11 protein-coding genes are annotated in these 17,604 nt (G+C 46.7%); 8 read left to right on the plus strand and 3 right to left on the minus strand.

Features of this window, described 5'->3' with window-relative positions; translation table 11 throughout:
- Window positions 1-95: 95 nt before the first annotated feature.
- Entirely contained in the window at window positions 96-1,094 is a 999-nt protein-coding gene (locus tag RCO25_RS00385) for an aldose 1-epimerase (RefSeq protein ID WP_308994174.1), read from the minus strand.
- A 150-nt stretch (window positions 1,095-1,244) separates the two neighbouring features.
- Window positions 1,245-1,607, minus strand: a complete 363-nt coding sequence (locus tag RCO25_RS00390; protein ID WP_308994175.1) for a LytTR family transcriptional regulator DNA-binding domain-containing protein — start codon at window positions 1,605-1,607, stop codon at window positions 1,245-1,247.
- A 166-nt stretch (window positions 1,608-1,773) separates the two neighbouring features.
- On the opposite strand from RCO25_RS00390, the gene RCO25_RS00395 reads away from it, so the two are divergent.
- The 7 genes from RCO25_RS00395 to RCO25_RS00425 all read left to right on the plus strand — a co-directional run bounded on the left by RCO25_RS00395 (window position 1,774) and on the right by RCO25_RS00425 (window position 14,719).
- Window positions 1,774-2,871 carry a lactonase family protein gene (locus RCO25_RS00395; protein ID WP_308994176.1) on the plus strand — a complete coding sequence of 366 codons (1,098 nt, stop codon included), beginning with the start codon at window positions 1,774-1,776 and terminating at the stop codon, window positions 2,869-2,871.
- Between the two features lie 67 nt (window positions 2,872-2,938).
- On the plus strand, window positions 2,939-4,168 hold the full coding sequence (locus RCO25_RS00400; protein ID WP_308994177.1) for an MFS transporter: 1,230 nt from the start codon (window positions 2,939-2,941) through the stop codon (window positions 4,166-4,168).
- A gap of 140 nt (window positions 4,169-4,308) precedes the next feature.
- Window positions 4,309-5,670, plus strand: coding sequence for a DUF2087 domain-containing protein (locus tag RCO25_RS00405; protein WP_308994178.1), 1,362 nt, complete (start codon window positions 4,309-4,311; stop codon window positions 5,668-5,670).
- A 35-nt stretch (window positions 5,671-5,705) separates the two neighbouring features.
- Window positions 5,706-6,956 (plus strand): MFS transporter, encoded by a 1,251-nt coding sequence (locus RCO25_RS00410; protein WP_308994179.1) that lies wholly within the window; start codon window positions 5,706-5,708, stop codon window positions 6,954-6,956.
- Window positions 6,957-7,100: 144 nt separating this feature from the next.
- The gene (locus RCO25_RS00415; RefSeq protein WP_308994180.1) at window positions 7,101-7,256 is read left to right on the plus strand and encodes a hypothetical protein; all 156 of its coding nucleotides are present in this window, start codon (window positions 7,101-7,103) and stop codon (window positions 7,254-7,256) included.
- A gap of 36 nt (window positions 7,257-7,292) precedes the next feature.
- Window positions 7,293-8,282, plus strand: a complete 990-nt coding sequence (locus RCO25_RS00420; protein ID WP_308994181.1) for an S-layer homology domain-containing protein — start codon at window positions 7,293-7,295, stop codon at window positions 8,280-8,282.
- A gap of 242 nt (window positions 8,283-8,524) precedes the next feature.
- Complete coding sequence (locus RCO25_RS00425) at window positions 8,525-14,719, plus strand: Athe_2463 domain-containing protein (RefSeq protein ID WP_308994182.1); 6,195 nt, start codon at window positions 8,525-8,527, stop codon at window positions 14,717-14,719.
- A gap of 173 nt (window positions 14,720-14,892) precedes the next feature.
- Here the strand turns inward: RCO25_RS00425 and RCO25_RS00430 are convergent, their stop codons facing one another.
- Window positions 14,893-16,059 (minus strand): ROK family protein, encoded by a 1,167-nt coding sequence (locus RCO25_RS00430; protein WP_308994183.1) that lies wholly within the window; start codon window positions 16,057-16,059, stop codon window positions 14,893-14,895.
- Window positions 16,060-16,290: 231 nt separating this feature from the next.
- Between RCO25_RS00430 and xylA the strand changes: the two genes are divergently transcribed.
- Window positions 16,291-17,604, plus strand: a complete 1,314-nt coding sequence (gene xylA, locus RCO25_RS00435) for a xylose isomerase (RefSeq protein WP_308994184.1) — start codon at window positions 16,291-16,293, stop codon at window positions 17,602-17,604.

Raw genomic sequence — 17,604 nt, forward strand, 5'->3', positions numbered from 1 at the left:
CTTTTATTTTACAGCCTTTCTCGACATTAGTCACTCTTGTCCTTATATCAAAAAAAGGATAGCAGCCTGATACGCTGCCATCCTTTGGGTATGTCCTATTTTCTAACGTACAAGCGGCTCGTTTCTTCCCAAATTCCGCCTGGCTCAAGCGAGACAAGCCCGATTTGCTCAGCCGGCAGATTAATATTCGGCGCGTTGACAAGATTGAGCTGCGGCTCTGGACAGAAGAAACCTGGCGTTGCATTGTTGTTCCAGATCATCCACTGCTTGTAGGCTGTTCCAATATCGTAAACAAGCGTTACACCATTTCGAGTGTCGGTAAGCTCCATCGCATTGCGGCCGTTTTGCGGCTCGGTTGTGTAATGGTTGTCCATCGACTCCCAGAAAGGCGAGATCCCGGTTGTTTTCATGGCTTCCTCGTCCGCAACAAGCGGCTGGTAGTTACCTGTCGGCAGCATGCGCTCGTTCAGCTCCCAGCGTTTGCCGGTTGTGAGGGTGAAGCGGTAATCGTCAGCTGTGCTGTTCGGAGCGAACGGCGCGTTGATCGTCGTATGGAAAGCAATCAAGCAAGGCATCGCTTCCGTTCCTTCATTATGTACCGATACATGCTGAAGCAATCCGGTATCATTCAAAGCGTAACGAAGCTTCAAGGTGAAGCGGTGAGGCAAATAAGTATATATCGGGTGAGTCTCATCGATTGAAATTTTGAGAGAAACGTAGCTTTCGGTTTTGTTTGTGCCAAAATCCTCTACGCTCCATGCAGCTGTATGGAAAAATCCGTGCAAATGATTGCCGGTTTTGGCTTCGTTAACAGGAAAGTTATAAGTTCTGCCGTTCCAAGTGAAGGTACCATCTTCATAACGGTTGGGCGGGAACAGCACAGGAATGCCGTGAATGCCCGGATTAGCTCTAAAGCCGTCCATTTCCTCAAGCGATGGCTCGCGCAGGAATGTATAGTTGTTTACTTTATCGCGGAAAGCGATGAGGTTGGCACCAACTGCCGGCAATACTGCTGCTTCATAAGCTCCCCATTGCAGCCACACAGCTTGTTCGTCATTGAATAATTGTTCGAATGCTTGTCCTTGCGTAGACATGAAAATCCTCCTAAAAAGTATTTGAAAAAAGCTTAACACGTCAAAGCATGAGCTGGAAAAATCATATTCAACCTAAGAATAGCAGGACAGAGCAAAACAAACAACCGCCCTATTCCGCATATTGCTGAATGAGGGCGGTTGTTTATGCGTTTATGGCGTTATGCGTAAGTCTTTGCTTGATGCACGCTGCGAGAACAGCTGTTGAATGACGTATTGCTTGCGGCGATTGACTGAAACCTGTTTGGATTCGGAAATATCAGAGCCGAAGAAAATGGTGCCGCCCTCGATCGTCTTGATTTTTCCGATATTAATGTAGCAATTGGAGCTGATCGGATAGAAGCTGCTTTCATTCGTTAGCTGAGCAATCTGTTCGGCAGTCATTCTCTTCTTTATATTATAGTTTCTGCCATGGAAGCTTACGAGTCCCTGCATACCGAGTTTAAAGTAAAGTACATCCGACTCCAGCTCAAAATCCTCATACACGTTCCGTTCGCTCAGTACAACATTCATCATCTCAATTTCCCCCTTTAGAAATGTGAACCACTGAATTGTTAGCGCTTACATTGTAACATGTTACAATAGTATTTGTGAAGTCTTTTATAAAAAAAAGACATTGTTTGCTAGAGCGGCATGTGCTATGGTCACTGTAATGCCAAAAAGTCAGAAAGGTTGGGTATATATGAGCAATCAAAATGGACAACCGACATCGAGTAAGATCCTCTATATCGGGTCATATGGAGCGGCGGAAGATGCGACCGTACATGTTTGCGCGTTTGATGAAAAGACAGGCGAGCTCACTGTCATTCAGCGGTTAACCGGTCTGGAAAATGCTTCGTATTTAGCATTTCATCCAAATGGAAAACATTTGTATGCAGCCAGTGAGACGGAGGTGACAGGAGACGCAAGCGGAGGCTCCGTAGCTGTATTTGAGATTGATGGACAATCGGGAACGCTGACGGCCACAAGCAACCGCGTACTTACGCACGGCGCACATCCCTGCTATATCAGCACGGATAAGACGGGGCAGATGCTGTTCGCAGCTAATTATACGGGCGGCAACGTTGCTTTGTTTCCAATAAAAGCAGAAGGCCAGCTAGCCGAGGCAGCAGCTGTAGAGCAGCATTCCGGCGAGCTGGGCCCGAATGCGGCAAGGCAGGATGCCCCGCATGCGCACTGCATCGTGCCGCTCGGAGATTCTCCCTATGTATGCGCCGTCGATTTGGGAATTGACGCTGTCGTCATCTATCGATTCGATGAAGAGAAGCTTTCGCTTACTCCGCATGGGATCAGCAAGGTACACCGCGGGGCCGGACCTCGACATTTAATTTTTCATCCGGCAATGCCTGCCGGTTACGTGATGAACGAGCTGGATTCCACAATCACGGTGCTGAAGGTGGATGCTGAGCAGGGCGTATTGACGGCAGGGCAAGCGATTTCGGCGCTGCCGGCAGATTACATCGGCTATAATGATGCTGCTGATATTCATTTGGGTCCGTCAGGTCGTTATTTATACAGCTCTAACCGCGGTCATAACAGCATCGCTGTGTTTGCCGTTAATCAAGTAACAGCGGAGCTTACGCTAATTCAACATATTGATTGCGGCGGCGAGTCGCCGCGAAATTTTGCCATTACACCTGATGGCGGTCATTTACTGGTGGCTCATCAGAAAACAGGGAACATTGCAGTCTTTACGGTAGATGGAGAGAACGGGCTCTTAGAGCAGAGTGCTTCGTCGCTTCAATTGCCAAGTCCGGTTTGTATTAAATTTGCAAAATAATAATGGCCAGCATGATCCGAACTAGGAGATGAAGGCTTTTCGTTAAGAAAGGCAGGTCCTGTTTATTATGTCAGCACCGCTTACAACAAGTCGCATCAACAAAGAAGCGATAAAATCAGCTACCGTATATTCCATATTAATATGCATCAGCTCCGTCCATCTCATGAATGATATGATGCAGTCGGTCGTATCCGCTTTATTTCCTGTTTTAGAGCAATCGCTGCGGCTAAGCTTGGCGCAAATCGGCTGGATTGCTTTTACGCTCAATATGACCTCGTCGGTCATGCAGCCTGTGGTTGGCTTGATTTCGGATAAAAGACCCGCGCCATGGATGCTTCCGGTCGGCATGTTCTCAAGCATGATTGGGATGGCAGGCCTAGCCTTTGCCCCGAATTTTTACTTAGTGCTGCTTGCGGTTGTGTTTGTGGGTCTTGGTTCGGCGGTATTCCATCCGGAGGGCTCGCGCGTCGTGCATTTGGCCGCCGGCCCCCGCCGAGCGTTCTCCCAATCGATTTATCAGGTCGGCGGCAATTTTGGTCAAATGCTTGGGCCTCTTATGACGATGCTGATCTTTTTGCCGTTTGGCCAAAAGGGCGCAATATGGGGTACCTTGCTCGCTGCTACAGCAATCATCATCCTGTTAAAAGTCGTGCCTTGGTATAAGACGCAGCTAGCGGTGCAGGATGGCAAAAAACAGCAGCGAAAAGCCGCAGGCAGTATGAAGGCTGCCCTTTCGCCTAAGGTGATCGGATTCGCGCTTGCGATACTGTTCGCCATCGTTTTCGCCCGTTCATGGTATGCTGCCGCCATCGGCAATTTCTATCAGTTTTATGTGGTGGAAACGTACGGCTTGTCCATCAAGCATGCGCAAATCCCGCTGTTCTTGTTTATGGCTGCGGGCGTAGCCGGTACGTTTCTTGGAGGAATTCTGGCGGATCGGATCGGACGAAAAAAAATGATGCTTTTATCCATTCTCGGGGCCGCGCCTTTTGCGTTGGCACTTCCGCATTTGCCGCTTCCTTGGGTTTATCCGTTAATCGTATTGCTCGGCTTCATCCTGCAATCCGGCTTTTCCGTCAGCGTCGTATACGCGCAGGAGCTTATGCCTGGCAAGGTAGGAACCGCATCGGGACTTATCACCGGTCTTGCGTTTGGAATGGGCGGCCTCGGCGCAGTCGTGCTTGGCTATTTGGCGGACAGCCGCTCACTTAGCTTTGTGATGATCGCTTGCAGCGTTCTGCCGCTTATCGGATTGCTGGCGTTTCTGCTTCCTAAGGATAGAAAAGAAGCAGCGTAAGAATTTTATGAAAGAACAGCCGTTTTAAGGAGCAATCCTTAGGGCGGCTTTTTTTATATAAAAGTAACGATTGATAAAAAGCAAACATAATTATATAATGTTTATTAAATAAGCAAACGAAATAAAGGGGTGTTTGTATAATGGAGAGCGAAGAACGGTTTTGGGCATCGTCGATAGAAGAGCTGAAGCTAGGTTATTTGTATGAAGAAGCGGAAGGCAATTATTATTGTCTGATTTGCGGAGAGCGCTTTGAGGATGGGGAGGTTTTTCGCCATGAGCAATCCGGACGGTGGTACGAGGCTCGTAAATATGCTGCCCATCATGTCCAGCAGGAGCATGGATCGATGCTCGATTATTTGCTGGAGCTGGATAAGAGGCAGACGGGACTGACCGATTTGCAAAAAGAGCTTATACGCGGATTTGCCGATCAACTGTCCGATCAAGAAATGATGGCCCGCACGGGCGTAGGCAGCGCTTCAACCATACGAAACCACCGTTTCGTGCTGAAGGAAAAGGCGAAGCAGGCGAAGCTGCAGCTCGCGATTATGGAGATGATGGAGCTGGGTTCTGCTGCGGCACCGCGCTTCGTGCCTGTGCACCTTACCGCCACACAAGTGGATGAACGATATGTGATTACGGAGGACGAATACGCGGCGCTGCTAAAGCAATATTTTCCGAAGGGACCTGAAGGCCCGCTAGCCTCATTTCCTCGTAAAGAAAAGCGTAAAATTGCGATACTGCGGCATATTTCTTCTAATTTTAAAAGCGGAACGCGCTATACGGAGAAGGACGTGAATGAGCGGTTAAGCCGCTTCTGGGAAGAGGATTACGTAACTTTGCGCCGTTATTTGATCGAATACGGGTATTTGGATCGTACGGACGATGGCCGGTCGTATTGGGTGAAGGGTACAAACATCGGGGAAAAGCAGCTTGAGCAGTATACGGTAGAAGCTTCAAAGGAGCATAGTGAATCTTCGAAGGCGGGCAGCAAAGGGAAAAAAGGAAAGTCCGGAAAGGCGAAGCCGAAGGGGACTTTACCGGAGCAAGTGGATGAACGAAAGGAGGAGTCAAATATGGATAAGGAAAAGCGTAAGCAATTGACGGTGGAATATCAGGAACGCGAACGGCTGATGGGTGTTTTTCAAATTAAAAATAATGCCAATGGTAAAGTTTATATTGGAGGCTCGACCAATCTAGATGCGCTGTGGGGAAAAGAGCAGTTTGTTCTTAATATTGACGGGCATGCGAACAAAGAACTGCAAAAGGAATGGAAGCAATATGGCAGCGAAAATTTTTCGTTTCTCGTTCTCGAGACCGTTAAATTGGATCAAAAGATTCGTTATGATTATAAAGACGTTACGGATCCTGAGGGCCGGCAACCCGTTGATATGGTACGCCAATACAACCGGGAAGTCGCTGAATTAAAGGAGCAGTGGGTAGAGAAGCTAAGGCCTTATGGCGAGAAGGGTTACCATGGCGCAGGTGAGAACGCAAAGGATTAAAGATTACTGTTTAATGAGGGAGCGTGTACATTAACATGTCTGCAAAAGGAATAAAGGGAGCCGGAGCTGGAAATAGCTTGCTCCGCAATACTTTTTTTCAAACGATCTTGCTGTCAAACGTACTGCTGCAAATCGGAATATGGGTACGGAATTTTGCTATCCTAATGTACGTGACAGATAAGACAAACGAAGACCCGTTCGCCATTAGCTTAATGGGCTTTGTGGAATTTTTGCCGATTTTCGTATTCTCGTTCATCGGCGGGACGTTTGCGGATCGCTGGAAACCGCGCCTTACGATGATTTGGTGCGATTTCTTATCCGCGTTATCCGTATTTATCGTGCTGATTACGCTTCTATACGGATCATGGCATATGGTTTATTTTGCCACGTTTGTGTCCGCGATTTTATCGCAATTCTCGCAGCCGTCCGCGATGAAGCTGTTTAAGCAGCATATTCCGGCGGAGCAGCTGCAATCCGCAATGGCGATGTTCCAGTCGCTTATGGCGATATTTATGGTGCTAGGACCGTCCCTAGGCGTGATTTCGTATCAAAAATTCGGCATTGAAATTTCAATCGGCGTAATGGGCGTAGCCTTCTTGTTATCGGCTGTCGTCTTGTTCCGAATCCCTCGCGACCGTGAGGTGGAGAAAACGGATGCCGTTGTTGAACGCCAATTCTGGCAGGAATTAAAAGCCGGCTTTGCTTACGTATGGCGCAGTCCGGTACTGAAAGCACTGGGTGGAACGTTTGCGCTAGCAGGAACGGCTGTCGGTATCGCGCAGACACTCGGCTTGTTCATCGTGCTAGAGCGCCTGGGGCAGCCGAAGGAGTTTTTGCAATACATGCTGATGGTTAACGGAATTGCAATGCTCGTTGGCGGCGGTGCAGTCATGGTCGTAGCCAAGAAGGTTGCTCCGCAAAAGCTGCTGGCGATTGGGTTGCTAATCAGCTCGCTGACGATGATCGGTACAGGATTATCAACAAGCATTCCTTTAACGCTGGTGCTGCAGTTTATAGGCGGACTAGGCTTCCCTATGATTCAAATCGGTATTAGCACCATGATTCTGCAGTGGTCAGAGGAAGCCTATACGGGCCGCGTGAACGGCGTACTTACCCCAATGTTTATGGGCATGATGGTTATCATGACGCTGGTTGCCGGTCAGCTCAAGCTGGTATTCCCGCTTGTCGGCATCTATACCGTAGCAGGGTCCATTATGTTCTTAGGAATGCTGCTCCTTGTTCCATTGTTTAAGCAAAAGCCGCTGATCGCCCAAACGAACTCCTAGCAGCTTCGGGATATTGACAGAAACTTCCTTGTGAAGTAACATCTATTTTAGTTGATACAAGGTATGGCGAAGCACGCTTACACCCTCGTAAGAGGGAGGGGCGTGCTTTTTTTGTTGTTTCGGTGCTGTCCTTGGGAGAGTGGCATGCCGAAAAGGGGAGGAAGCGAGCTGTTGGTTTTGAGGAATGTTGGGGTCAGAGAGGATGAGGTAGAAGGGAAAAGAAGGAAAAAGCTAAGCGCAGCAAGAAATGATAGGAAGGCTGTAAAAAAATGTGTATTTTTGACGAAAAAAGACGTTTGATCATATGCAGATTAATAAATAATGGGAGTGGTTGATATGATGCAAAAAATAGGACGAGTATTTCTAGCGCTGACATTACTGGTGACGATGCTGATGGGTGCACAAGCAGCTTCCGCTGCGGCTGCGTTTACCGATATGAAAAAGCATTGGGCAAAGGAAGAAATATCGGCAGCTGTGAATCAAGGTTGGATTAATGGCTACAATGCAAAAACCTTTAAACCGAATGCCAACATGACGCGGGCTGAATTTCTAAAATCGCTGGTAGCAGCATTGAAAATAAAAGCAGCCGATTCCGATACGCCGTTTGTTGATGATACCGGTTGGTTTCGTGCTTACATTGCTACAGGGTTGAAGCAATCGATAATTAAGGTTGGAGATTATGAAGAAAATAATTTTGAACCAAATAGCGTGATTACGCGTGAGGAGATCGCGCGAATGACGATTCGGGCGCTTGGTAAGGATGCAGAGGGCGTGAAGTCTGGGTATTTAGCTGTGGCGAAGAAGCTTGAGATTATGCAGGGGTATCCAGATGGTACGATGGGCGGGGACAAAAATGCTACTCGTGCGGAGGCTGTGGTGATGGTTATGAATACGTTGACTGCGAAGAATCCTCCTGCACTAGTGGTGGCTTATCCAAAAACAAAGGAGCAGCTAAATACTTTAATTCAATCTCTTCCTAGTTTTAAAGGCACTACAACGTATGGCCGAAATGGGATTATATTAGTTAACAGTAAAGGTTCTGATAATTTCGCAGATAATACACTAGTTGTAGAATATGACAGCAATTTGAAAGCAACCATCATTAACGTTGCTGATCCAACTACAGAAAATCAATCTATTGTTAAAGATCTTTTTAAAACATATTATCCAAGTTCATTCGAAAAGGCTTATTCCGCGTATATAAAAGTTAGCAAAGCGGCAGATTCAGATGACAGCTCCGCAGTTAAAACAAAATACGATAATCGCAGCTTCGAAGCATATAAAGGTATTAATACGAAGAGAGTTGTAATATGGATTGGAGCGTGAATATCGTGAATTCTTTTAATCAAAAAAATGCTCTAATTGCTTTAGTTTTTCTGCTTTTCTTTTCGCTAATTTCGTATCAACAACCAATACAAGCTGCCGGTATTCAAGATTGCCCTTTACCAACCAGTTATGATGCCGATTCGTTAATTTTAATCGATCAAAATAACATTCCTACATCAATTAACAATAGTAAATACAAGCTGAATGGTAACTATCTATCAAATAAATGTGGCTTAGGTTCTATGGCTGTTGTATATGGATCACCCGCAAGTGTAGCTGATAACCAGTTTGATCAAGGACAATGGCGTTATCTCGGGTACGATATTAATGGAACTGTTTACCGTAACTGGTTATTCCGTAGTGATTCGAGGGCGACTTTAAACGTTACTAAAAACTGGGTAAAAGAACCTTGGAAAACTTCTACTGGTATAAGTAAAAGGATACAAGCAACACCTGAATTAACAGCAAACCCAGACGCAGTAAAATGGTTGGAAGCAATTGTTGATCCCTACAAAGAGACTCCAACTTTTATTCAAAGCTACAATAAACGAACTGGTAAGGGATGGACAGGGGATACGTTGATAGATTATGTAATTATTCAACAAATACCTACAGATTTTAGTCCTGGCATTGTCCAGATGTGGAATATATGGCAACCTGACGGATCTTGGTGGTATGAGATGTTTTATATTCCTCCATTAAATAAGTTGGAGATTAAAACACAACCCGATCTGATTATTAGTGCTATAGCCAATCCACCCGACGCCTGGCTCAGCGAATCTGTCCCTATTAAAATTACAACAAAGAACCAAGGGAAAACAGACAGCGGTCCCTTCACAGTGGGCATTGTCGGAACAACAACAAAATCGGAGGTCATCTCAAACATACCTCCCGGCCAAATCAAAACCGTGACCGTCCATGTTTCCTCTAACGTAAGCGGCATAAAAAGCTTCACAGCAAAAACAGACTTCGGGGAAGCTGTAACCGAGTCAAATGAAAATAACAACACGAAAGACTTTAAAATCGCTTTTAACAAAAAGAATGAACCCACCATTCCAATAGCCGTCATCTCCCATAATGAAGGCGATCATCGAACAACCCCCGAAATGACCATTAAGCCGGCGGCAGAGCCGAAGCTTGATGACAAACTCTCCTATTCACCAGGCAAGGAAACCATCACCATCCGAGAATGGAAATATAAGACCCCAACAGGTACCACGATTTTCACAAAACCGTTCGCAAAGGATTTTACGATTGAAGGAACATACCTCGTAGAGCTTCGCGTAACGAATAGCGCTAAAAAGGTATCTGAGTGGGCACAACTGACCATTCGTGTAGGAGAACCAACACCGCCTAGTCCTACTTTACCGCCGCGACCGGAATTAAAAGCAGGCCTTCGATTCGTTCCTGACATTATTTTTGCAGGGGAAACGTCATCACTGCTGAATAGCTCGTACGGATTTGACAGCTACGAATGGAAGTTTTCAACCAATTTAGATCCTATATTCCCGGATAAGAGTAAATACGAATACATCAATCAAACCTTTACGCAGGCAGGCACTTATCGAGCGACGATTAAGGTGAGTGACAGCAGCGGATCCTCTTCGGCAGAAGCTGCATTAACGGTGATCGATCCGAAGCCCATTGCCATTGTTGCTGGCGCTACAAAAATCATAGAAGGAAGAGCATTTCCTTTTCCTTATCACTTAAATAACTCTTACACCCCGCTAGCCGAGCGAGATGTGACCATTGATCACAGCAGATCAGAAAAAAGGTACAAAAGAGTAGGAGATGTTGGTTATACCATCGATTTTCCAACAACGAATAATTTGGCAGTAGGGCAGTATTCCCTCGAAGGAAAGGTATACGACACGACGGGAAGAGTTAGTGAGTGGGCAGATTTAGTAGTGGAAGTTGTTCCTGACCTGCCTCCGGCAATCGAAGTGACAGCGCCTGAAGAAACGTATCGCAGCAGCAGTTTCATGCTTTACATGGAAGCAGAAAGTTCAGATGCGGATATTCTGGAACATTTATTTATTGAAGAGAGATATGACCAGGATGATGACGGTAATTTTGAGGAGGAAGCTTGGACAACGCTTTATGACGGTGCCTTCAAAACAACGCATTCTCTCAGCTATACAACCGTTGGCAAACGGCAATACCGTGCTGCCGTTACAGAGGATTACGGTAAATCAGCGGCCTCTTCACTTGCAATGACGGATGTTCGCAACTATGCGCCTTCGGTTAATTTTAACGTTTTTGGCGTCACGCAGCAGCCTGAACAAGGAGAAGAGAGTGGACCACCTGTCATAAACTATACAGCACAATCCATTTTTCGCTCATGGTCATCTAAAAAGCCGTATGTAGGCGGAGGTGCAGATAAGCTTGCTTGGAAAGCAGACGCAGCGGCAATTAGCACGAAAAATGGACAAATGGTCAATTTCAATCTGAAATATCCAAACGCGGGAAGCGGGCTTAACTCACGCAATAAGTATGCTTTAGCTAGTGATCTTCAATCGAAAACGAGATGGCAAGTCCAGCCCGTAGGCTCTAACGGATACTATGACCAGGACTACGGATTAGCTTCAAATTCAATTTTTAACCCTAATCGGCTGTACACGTACCATAAAACCAAAAGAGTGAATGCAGAAGGAACAGCCTATGAAAATGTCTTTTCCTATACCGAAAGAGATGCTGTAACAGGGGCTGTACGAAGACCTTCCTTTAATTTAGAAGATTCACTCAGCGGAGAGCTGATGCCGGATGAGAAGTTCTATTCAAAAGAAGTCATCAACAAGAACAGCATCAGAATTACCGTTCACGACAATCATGGGAAGAAAGTAGATGTGTTTTCTTTTGGGCTAGTCGGAGTCGATTCCCGGAACTTTACGTATTCGCTTTTTGAGATGACGCCGGATTTAAAGTATCTCGTTATCGGTATGACTCATTTCGGAGCATTTAATGACGATACCTATTACTATAAATATTCTCTCGAGAATCGCCGCTTGGAATGGGCAGCAGCAGGATCCTCCGTGTCCAGATATGAAGCGAATGGGAACTATACTTTTTTTAATAAAATGTCCGTTGATCCGAGTGGCACAATTTATATATCCGGAAAAGTTATAACTAAAATCACACCGAACGGGTCGCGAGTGGACTCGCAAGTCGTATCGGGCACGGGAGATGGTTCGACGGTTTCGGTTAGCGACGATGGAAAATACTTATACCGTTTAAATTTTGGTTCGCAAAGCGGCGACAGCCACGATATGTATTTGACGACTTACAACGCCGTAGACTTAAGCATCGTGAGTACTTATAAAAACTTCCTAATGAGGTCGATCTATACGAGTGTTGCTCCTTATTCCTATAACCCAATCGTGCGGGAAGACGGTACGGTGGTCATATCCGATTATAATAAAGTGTATTTTTTCTCCCAAACGGGCGCATTTTTATTTAGCTCGGATATACCGAATTCACCGTTCTTGGAATTTTATCAAGCAGGACTATTGCCAAACGGAGATCTATTCAGTCCTTATTTTGATAGGATGACCTTCCGATATGGCATTTACAATATTACGTCTAGAACATCTATGGTCCAAGAGGGCGCCAACGGAAATCAGTATTACGGAACTAGCGGTGCAATAGGAACGCCTATACTGCCGAACGGATCTATATTCTTTATCGAGAAGACTTCTCCCATTTCTGTCCTGCCGTTTGTTTCAGCATCAGGCAATGCCAATCTTCAGGATGTAGATGCAAACACCGTAGGCATCTTCGATGATAATTGGGGCGGATTGCTCTATGATTCAGGAAGCGTCATGAAAAATTATGCGTTAGAATTCAGCGTCAGCGTGAACGACATTAAGAATTATAAACCCATCGGCGCGGGCTTCCACATTCAAAATGAAAAAAATATGTACGCGGTAGAATGGAGCAAGGACAAGATTACGCTCTACAAAGCTGTAAATGGTTTGAAAACTACCTTGCAATCCGCATCTTTAGCTCGTTCACCGTTTACTGCGTATCCGTTCAAGGTTGAAGTTGTAAATGGTACGCTGCGTGTTTTCGTTAACTACGCCAAGGTTATCGAGATAACCGATGGTACGTTTACAAAGGGCGCTGCAGGCTTAATGTCACTTGGTCAATCTTCAGCTTCGTTCTCGAACGTGAAGAAAACCAACTTCGGCGATACGTATACGCAAGAAACTTATGATACCGTGCTGGTCAACGACCCAATATCCTACGAGAAGCTGTTTAACGATATTGAAAAAGACCCCATGACGGTTGAAGAATGGAGCTACAGCCATAATCCGAATTTTTTCGAAAATCCGGAAGGGTTAAGCGTTCATAGCGGCCAAACGTACGGAACGACGATCAACGCCTTAGCAAAGGCAGGGGTGTATGAGATTAGTTTTCGAGCAAATGACAATCCCGGGTTAGCGGCTTATGGCAAATGGTCGGAGCCCGTCAAAAAGCTGCTCTATGTCCATCGAAGGCCAGTTGCCAAACCTGAAGTCAGGTTCACCGGAAAGGTGTACGCGGAGGGGGAGTCCCTAGATTACGAAACGCTTGATGCTTCTTATGATCCCGACATTGCGCACATTCTATCGGACAAGCTGTTTAGAACACGCTGGGCTGATGAGTCAAGCTGGAAAACAGGCAAGCGTGAGTATTACAATCGTCCTGGCGTGGAACTTATCGTGCAGGAGCAAGTCCGAGATCTACACGGCGCATGGTCATATTGGGGGCAATACATCGTTTATAAGGATGCTTTATCGACTGTAAACCAAACCAAGCCAGTAATGACGATCACTTATCCTTCTGGATCAACGGCAGCAGCACCAACTGTTTTGGTCAAAGAGCCGGTTATCAAATGGACATACGCTGATGCCGATAACGATCGGCAGGAGCAATATCGTTTATCCTTAACGTATGCTGATCATAATGAAACGGCGTTGTTCATCGAGCATGAAGGCAGCGCGCTATCATATCCGGTATTAGAGGGCACAATTGAACCAGGCCGCGTTGTGCGGGTGCAAGGTCAGGTCTACTCATCGGGTGTTTGGTCTAATCTAAGCAATAGCAAATACTTTGTGCTGGATCTCCCGCCGCAAACGTTTTTGCTTTCTTTTAATGGCCCGGATGCAGACCACCCCATCTATACGAATTCAAATCGTCCGCAGCTGCGAACCTTTACCGTCGATCCTGAAATACACCCGATTACGTCCATTGATTACGAAGTTTACCGTGCAGCAAATGGAACCAAGGTCGTTGATACTGAATCGTCCATAATGGCAGCAAGCTATACACCGGCAGCTCTTGCGGAGGGACTGCACTATTGGAAAGCGAGAGCAAACGACAGCTACATATGGGGGCCTTATTCAAGCAACGGCTTTTTCTTTGTAGACACGGTCAAGCCTGCCGACGTAAATGAGCAATTAGAAGTGGAGCCGACGGCGGTATCGGTAACCTTTAATGCTTTTAGCGATGCGGAGCCATCTTCCGGGCACGCTTCCCGAGCCTTTTATTTGCAAAAGGTGAACGCGAACGGGAGCGTAACGAACATCGATTTGAATGGTGACGGCCAATCGGAATACAGCATGCCGTTAGCGCTTGAACGTCAGTCCATTCGGGTCACCGGACTTGATGCCGGACAGGAATATCGTCTAACGGTTATCGATGCTGATCTTGCAGGTAATGAAGGGATCTTCGCCTACATTCATTTCGTGACCAATCGTTCGCCAGCAGGCGATTTTGACTGGTCTCCAAAGCCAGTATATGTGGGAGATATGGCTTCATTTATGTCAGACGTAAATGACCCAGACAGCAATACACTTTCGATTCTGTACGAGCTGACCAGCCCGCTTGGAGCAAAAAGCAGTTACAGCTACACCGTGAACGGTCCTGCTTATCCAGCACGAGGGCCTTCTCTAAGGCTGACTGATGACGGCACTTGGACGATGAAAATGACCGTAAGCGATGGCATTGCTGATCCGGTGAGTGTTACGAAATCGCTGCAGGTGCTTCCGCTTCAGCTCTTCGGTTTTGTAAAACATACGGAGCTTTGGGAGCAGCATCGCAAGGCATTCAACGTAAAAGCATCCGGGAAGGAAGATGCACCGCGGGGCTTTGCTGTATTTTGGGCAGGCGAAAAGTTTGTGCTCGAAGCGGATACGACCATGACGGGAACCGCGACGAGAGCAGATCGGGTAGAGGTGCGGATGGGCAGTTATGAAGCTTCTTTAAAACCGATAGGTCTCGCACAAAATAAGTGGAAAGGCGAGCTTTGGGAGGAAGAATTCGCAAAGCTGCTAAATGGTACGATCTCATTCATTTTTACTGCTTACTATAATAATGGAACCGTGATTACGACTCAGGTTGACGTATGGATCGATGGTCAAACGTTACAAATCGTAAGCGTACATCGCATCCAATAAATCAAATGATCAAAGTGGCTATTATTCACGCAAAAAAGACCGGAGGCTCCGGTCTTTTGCTATTAGTATTGGGCGGTTGCCGCCTCGATTTCTTACATAGGGTTCATGTGGTTATCTGCTTTGAATCACGCTTCTTCATAAGAAGCTTTTGAACAAACCAGTCGTCATGTCAATCATTGTCCGCTTTTGATCTTTTCAAAAAACGCACTGATCGCGTAATAAGCCGCACCGCGAACAGCGGATTGATCCTGCAGCTCGGCGAACAGAATACGCATGCGTTCCCGGTGGTAAGGGAGCGTGCGTTGATCGACGGCTGCTTGAACAGCGGGCTCCAGCCATTCCGCCGCCCGGCTCATCCGATTGCCGATGATGACCACGTTTGGGTTAAAGACGTTGACGATATTGGCAATGCCTGCGCCCAAATAATCACCAATGGAGCGGATGAGCTCGATGACGCGCTCATCGCCGGCAGTTGCGGCCAGCAGCAGCTCCTCCAGGTTCTCGAAGCCGAGCAGCGCCGCTCGCTCCAGAAGCGCGTTCTCGGAGGCATATAGCTCCCAGCAGCCACGGTTGCCGCAGCTGCAAGGCTTGCCGTCATACTCAATTGAGAGATGGCCAAGCTCGCCGGAGAAACCGGAAGCCCCTTTGTATAGCTCCTTATTCAAAATAATTCCGGTCCCGATTCCTATCCCGACACTGACATAAATCTGGTTGGGAATCCCGCGGCCGGCTCCATATTTCTGTTCTCCCTGCGCGCCGGCGTTCGCTTCGTTGTCAATGGTAACCGGCAGGCCGAAACGTTCTTCAAGCTGCCGCTGCAGCTCGACCTGATGCCACTTCAAATTCGGAGCAAACAGAATGATGCCATTGTCGTCCACAATACCCGGAACGCCGACGCCGATTCCTACAATCCCGTAAGGACTCTCAGGCGCTTCGTTCATAAGCAGCTCAATACAGTCTGTTAGCTGCGCGATTGCCAGCTCCGCATCCTGCTGCTTAAGACCGCGCTGATGCTCGGCAATGACATTGCCCTCCATATCGACGAGCAGTCCGCGGATATAATTGACGCCAAGATCGATGCCGACAGCATACCCAGCCGTACCGTTAAATAGAAGCATGACGGGCTTTCGTCCGCCGCTGGATTGTCCAGGTCCGTTTTCAAGAACAAGATGGCTGTCGATCAGATCTTGAACGAGGCTGGATACCGTTGCTTTATTAAGTCCGGTGAGCTCGGATATTTGCGCCCGCGAGAGGGGGGCATGCACCAGTACGGCTTCGAGTACAATAGCCGTATTTATTTTCTTGATGAGCGCTAAGTCTCCTGTTGGTTTGATTTTCAAAAAAGAAAGCCTCCGTCCAAGTCACAATATCTATCATTGTATCACGAAATATCGAATATACAGCCTGCATGCTCCACATACTGAATACGGCGCTGCAAGCAAAAATTAGGATAAGGCTAGTTTAACACAAAAACTTAGTTTGTTTAATAGACAAACTAAGTTAAGGCGTGTTATTCTAAATGTAAGCACTAACAAAAATATCGAATTCCGTGAAGGAGGATTTTGTTTTCTATGAGCTATTTCAAAAACATTAATACAATCCAGTTTGAAGGTAAGGGCTCCGATAATCCGCTGGCATTCAAACATTATGATCCTAACCAAGTCATTATGGGCAAAACAATGGAAGAGCACCTTCGCTTCGCGGTTGCATACTGGCATACTTTTAACGCTAATGGTACAGACCCTTTCGGCTCAGCTACTATGGTTCGCGGCTGGGATCAATATAACGGCCTTGACCGTGCGAAAGCGCGCGTTGAAGCTAACTTCGAATTCATGAATAAATTGAACATTCCTTTCTACGCATTCCACGATGTGGACATTGCGCCAGAAGGCGAAACTTTGCAAGAAACGAACAAAAACCTGGATGTAATCGTTGCTCTATTGAAGGACAACATGAAATCCTCCGGCAAAAAGCTGCTATGGAACACGGTTAACATGTTCTCCAATCCGCGTTTTGTACACGGCGCAGGAACAACTTGTAACGCTGATGTTTATGCTTATGCTGGCGCGCAGTTGAAAAAAGGTCTTGAGGTCGGTAAAGAGCTTGGCGCAGAAAACTATGTATTCTGGGGCGGCCGTGAAGGCTACGAAACGCTTCTTAACACAGACATGGGCTTTGAACTTGATAACCTTGCACGCTTGTACCATATGGCAATCGCATATGCTAACGAAATTGGTTTCGATGCGCAATTCTTGATTGAGCCAAAACCGAAAGAGCCAACGAAACACCAATATGACTACGATGCAGCAACAACGATCTCCTTCTTGCAAAAATACGGCTTGAAAGACCACTTCAAACTTAACCTTGAAGCAAACCATGCAACGCTTGCAGGCCACACGTTCGAGCACGAAATCCGTACTGCTGCAATCAACGGCATGCTTGGATCGCTTGATGCGAACCAAGGCGACTTGCTGCTTGGCTGGGATACGGACGAGTTCCCAACTGACCTTTATTCTACGACATTAACGATGTTCGAAGTATTGAAAGCTGGCGGCATCGGCCGCGGCGGCGTTAACTTCGATGCGAAGGTTCGTCGCGGTTCGTTCGAAGCAGAAGATCTGTTCTTAGCGCATATTGCTGGTATGGACAGCTTCGCTTGGGGTCTTAAAGCGGCTGCGAAATTGACGGAAGAGAAAATTCTCGACAATATCGTAGACAACCGTTACCGCAGCTTCAAAGAAGGTATTGGCGCTGAAATCGTGTCCGGCAAAGCGACGCTTGCATCGCTTGAGCAATATGCATTGCAAAACAATCCGATCAAGAACGAGTCCGGTCGTCAAGAACGTATCCGCCTTATACTGAGCGAAGTTATTTTCAGCGTTTAA

It is taken from the genome of Paenibacillus sp. LHD-38 (genome assembly GCF_031157315.1).
GTDB lineage: Bacteria > Bacillota > Bacilli > Paenibacillales > Paenibacillaceae > Pristimantibacillus.